This window comes from Paraburkholderia strydomiana (genome assembly GCF_046030495.1).
Taxonomy (GTDB): domain Bacteria; phylum Pseudomonadota; class Gammaproteobacteria; order Burkholderiales; family Burkholderiaceae; genus Paraburkholderia; species Paraburkholderia strydomiana_A.
Genome location: NZ_JAQQCJ010000060.1, coordinates 1 through 4,392, shown reverse-complemented (window position 1 = coordinate 4,392; position 4,392 = coordinate 1). Strand labels below are relative to the sequence as shown.

The 4,392-nt window shown below is 62.8% G+C and carries 3 protein-coding genes; 1 reads left to right on the top strand and 2 read right to left on the bottom strand.

Features of this window, described 5'->3' with window-relative positions:
- Positions 1-94: 94 nt before the first annotated feature.
- Together PQQ53_RS34850 and PQQ53_RS34845 are read right to left on the bottom strand one after the other, a co-directional pair.
- Positions 95-1,612 carry a M81 family metallopeptidase gene (locus PQQ53_RS34850; RefSeq protein ID WP_408329247.1) on the bottom strand — a complete coding sequence of 506 codons (1,518 nt, stop codon included), beginning with the start codon at positions 1,610-1,612 and terminating at the stop codon, positions 95-97.
- Positions 1,613-1,658: 46 nt separating this feature from the next.
- Entirely contained in the window at positions 1,659-2,942 is a 1,284-nt protein-coding gene (locus PQQ53_RS34845) for an MFS transporter (RefSeq protein WP_408329244.1), read from the bottom strand.
- 129 nt (positions 2,943-3,071) lie between these two features.
- Here PQQ53_RS34845 and PQQ53_RS34840 point away from each other — a divergent pair, with 129 nt between their 5' ends.
- Positions 3,072-3,989 carry a LysR family transcriptional regulator gene (locus PQQ53_RS34840; RefSeq protein WP_408329241.1) on the top strand — a complete coding sequence of 306 codons (918 nt, stop codon included), beginning with the start codon at positions 3,072-3,074 and terminating at the stop codon, positions 3,987-3,989.
- Positions 3,990-4,392 lie beyond the last annotated feature (403 nt).

Sequence of the window (4,392 nt, the reverse complement as noted above, 5' to 3'; positions counted from 1 at the left end):
ACCCACAGCCGCCCCTCAATGCCCGAGGACTTCAATGCCGCTTCTCGGCTCAACAACTGTCATTGCCGCGCCTGTCGACAGCAGATGCTTTCGCTCAGATAACTCCGCTGCCCACGTCGAACGCCTTGCCACCCGGGCGAGTCCGCATGCCTCGCGCAAGACGTGTCCATGGCAAGTCAGCCGGGTCAGCCACCATTGGGCCGGGCGCCTTCGCGACAAGAACGGCCTTCGCAATCGGCTCGAAATCCGCACGGAAATGCACCGAGCTCTTGTTGACCAGAATTTTCATGTCCTCGGGCTGGATGCCTGCAACGCGATAGAGATTTCGATCCAGCATCTGCGCCTTGCCCGAACTCACCGCGATCAGCACGCCATCGAAACGCAGACATGCCACCGGGCCGAGTTCTGCCTGCATGCCGTTCATCATCGGGCCGTCGTAGCGGCAACGTCCGTCCGACAGCGATACAACCTCGAATACGCCTGCGAACGGCGCATCGCTCGACACGTTGGATTGGCCGCCCAGCGACAGTTCCAACCGCGCGCCGACGCCCGCACGATGCGCCGCTGCGGCCGCATCGGGATCGTATATCAGCCCGAAGGCTGCGCCGTTCGCGCCATTGCGTACGAGCGCGCGCAGCATCTCCATGGTGTTGGCATCGCCGCCCGCGCCGGGATTGTCCTGCGTGTCCGCGATGATGACCGGTCGACTCGCACCCTCCGACAGGCGCATCGCCTCGCGTACGGCCTCGTCGGGCGAAAGGAACGGCACGCACCAGGCGCGCTCGTCGGCGAGCATGCGGCGATACAGCAAGTCGACGGCCGTGTCCGCCGCCTCGGCTGAATGCGCGTAAGCCCAGATCACCGGACCGCATTCGGCGAAGTCCGCCGCCGGAAAACCCGGCGCGAACGACACAGACACTACCGCGCCCGCCTCCGCCGCGCCCACGGCGTCGTACATGCCGCGCGACGGCTGGAGCAAGGTGCACATGCCGTTGATCGGAATCAAGAATGGCAGCCGCCGTGACGCGCCATGCAGCGTCTCGCCCGCCATCAGCCGTTCCAACAGCGCGGCGGCACGCGCACCGGTGTCCGCCATATCGACGTGCGGATACGTGCGGTATGCGACGAGCGCATCGGCATGGCGCAGCATGCGTTCGGTGACGTTCGCGTGAAGATCGAGCGACGCGACGATGGGCACGTCACGCCCGACCGCTTCGCGCACACGCGCAAGCACCTCGCCTTCGCCATCGTCGACGTGCTCGGCGACCATCGCGCCGTGAAGATCGAGATACACCGCATCGAAGTTGCGCGTGCGCGCGGCCTCGACGATTTCGCCCGCGATTCGTTCGAAGGCGCCGCGCGTGACGTGCGCGGACGGACTCGCGCCCGCCCAGATGACCGGCACGAGCGTGTGGCCCGCCGCTTGTGCTGCGCGAATAAATCCACCTGCGGGAATATTGACCTCGCGCAGTGCGAGCACATCATCACCGCGAGACATGAGCGGAAAGCCTTCGCCGCGCTCGAAGTTCTCGTAGGCCGCTTTCGACGGCGCGAAGGTGTTGGTTTCGTGCTGAAAGCCGGCGATAAGAATGGTGCGATTGGAATTCGGCAAGATGGAAGCCTCTCGTTGTCGTGGTCGTTTCGATGATCGAGCGAGGTCAGGCCGCGCGCGCCGGACGCATAGCGATCAGCCCGAGCGCGCCGACAGCGAGCAGCGCGACCATCACGTACAAGCCGGCATGCAGGCTGCCGGTTGCGCTTTGCGCCCAGCCGATAATCGTCGGGCTGAGAAAGCCGCCGACGAGCCCGATGGTGTTGATGAGCGCGATGCCACCTGAGGCCGCATCGCCCTTCAGATGCTCGGAAGGCATCGCCCAGAATACGGTGTAGGCGGACCACATCATCGCGGTGGCGATCGTCATGCAAGTGAGCGAGACCGCGAGACCGCCGCCGAAGAAGGTCGCGAGCGCGAGTGTCAGTGAACCGATGAGCGCGGGAATCGCACTGTGATAGCGCCGCTCGCCGCGCCGGTCCGAGCTTCGTCCAATGACGATCATCGCGATCGCTGCGGCGACGTAGGGAATCGCGGAATACAGGCCGATCTGCATCGTGTCCTTGACGCCCGCGGCTTTGATGATGGACGGCAGCCAGAAGCTCACCGCGTAAATGCCGCAGATGAAGCAGAAATACGGCAACGCCATCAAATAGACGCGTGGATCGCGCGCTACCTGCGCGAACGAATGATGTCCGCCCGAGGTATCGAGTTCAGATGCGAGAAGACGTTTTTCGTCGTCGGACAGCCAGCGCGCGTCGGCGGGACGATCGGCGAGAACGAACAGCGCGAGCACGCCGAACAGCACGCACGGCAGGCCCTCGACGAGGAACATCCACTGCCAGCCGTCGAGTCCGTGCGCGCCCGAAAACGACGCCATGATCCACGTCGAGAGCGGCCCGCCGAACATACCGCCGATGGGCCCCGCGAGCATCACGATGGCCATCACCTGCGCCATGCGCGCGCGGCCATACCAGTACGTCAGATAGAAGATCATGCCCGGCGCAAAGCCCGCTTCGAAGACGCCGAGCAGAAAGCGCATCGCGTAGAAGGTCGACTCGCTGCGCACGAACAGCATCGACGCCGAGGTCACACCCCAAAGAATCATGATCCGGCTGATCGTCTTGCGTGCGCCAACCTTCGGCAGCAAAAGATTGCTAGGAACCTCGAACAGCACGTAGCCGAGAAAGAAGATTCCCGCGCCGAGACCATAGACGGCGTCGGAGAAACCAAGATCGCTCTGCATCTGCAGTTTGGCGAATCCGATATTGACGCGGTCGAGATACGCGAACGTGTAGCAAACCAGCAGAAACGGAAGCAGCCGCCAGTCGAGCTTGCGATACAGCGCCGCGTGCAGTTCGGTGATGTGCGTGGAGGGAATGGCGGACAAGGGGCGTTCTCCGATTAACGTTTCGGTCGTGAGGTGAAGTTATCTTCAACAACCAAAATGCGACGAGCAAGAGCAACCGAAGTCGGCTATTGTTGCCTGTTGGGCAACACTCGAACATGGGGACTTGAGATGCGCGAACTGAATCAGCGAAGGCTGCGGTATTTTCACGAAGTGCTGACGAAAGGCTCGATCCGTGCGGCGGCAGACAGCCTCAACACGGCGGCATCCGTGATTACGCGGCAAATCCGCTTGCTGGAGGAAGAAGTCGGTGCGGCGCTGTTCGAACGACAGGCGCGCGGCGTAAAGCCGACCGAGGCGGCGGCGCATCTGCTCGAATACTGGCGTGGCTGTCAGGCTCAGCAGGAGCAACTCGAAGACCGGTTGCGTGCGTTGCATGGTCTGCAGCGCGGGCACATCCGACTTGCGATCAGCGAAGGTTATATCGACGGCCTGATGCAGGAAGTGCTGAGCGACTTCCACATGCACTATCCAAAGCTCGACGTGGCCGTCGATATCCTGCCCGTCAACGATGTGCTGGAAGAAGTCGCCCAGAGCCGCTCGCACATCGGCCTTGCGTACAACCCGCCAGCGCATCCGGACATTGTGTATCGCGCGACGTCCTCGCAGCCGGTCGTACTGCTGGTCAATGCGGCGCATCCGCTTGCAAAACGCGGCGGCGCCGTCACCATCAGCGAGATGTTGCGGTATCCGCTCGCATTGATGCCGCCGGCCTTCGGTCTTGGACAAGTCATCGAAATGCTCGCCTACACTGAAAATGTCGAGGTCAGACCGACGCTAGTCACCAACTCGCTCCAGGTACTGCGCCAGTTCGTGACCTGCGGCGAAGGTGCGACGTTGATCGGCGCGTTTTCCGTGTACCGGGAAATCGATGCGGGCGAGTTGGTCGCGTTACCCATCCTGCATCCGCTATTCGAGGCGGCGAAAGCGCGAATCCTGGTGAAGGCGCGACGGCCGCTTTCCGGCGCGGCGGAAGAACTGCTGAGTTGGATTCTGCAGCGGATGAGCGTATTTGCGGCGAGCGCCTAAGGCGCCCTCTCCAAACCTCACTCGAGCGATGTGGCAGAGGCACCGGCCGACGACGGATCGAGTTGCAAGCGACGCGCGGGCTCGTCGCCGGTACAGACAACAGGCCAGCGTTGCTGGTTGCCACAGCCGATCGACGCTGACCTTCTGTAGGCGACTCATCTGTCGTTTGTCCAGCACATTGCTCAAAGACTGCAAGCTGACTACAGCCCACTGTCACCGCTCGTCGCGAGTTGCGACCGCTGGATTGCCGCGCCGTTTGCGCCTGAGAAACACTGTGGCCCGAGCGGCCCGGGCCCTGCGGCATTGCTCGTCTGCAACGGCACAACACAAGGCGTTAGCCGACGTTCGAACGTCAGGAACTCACCAACGTCGAGCGTCTGAAAGTGGCCGGTTGCCGAAGATA

Coding starts and splice junctions, on each gene's coding strand:
- PQQ53_RS34840 (WP_408329241.1), top strand. CDS start 3,072: ATGCGCGAACTGAATCAGCGAAGGCTGCGGTATTTTCACGAAGTGCTG.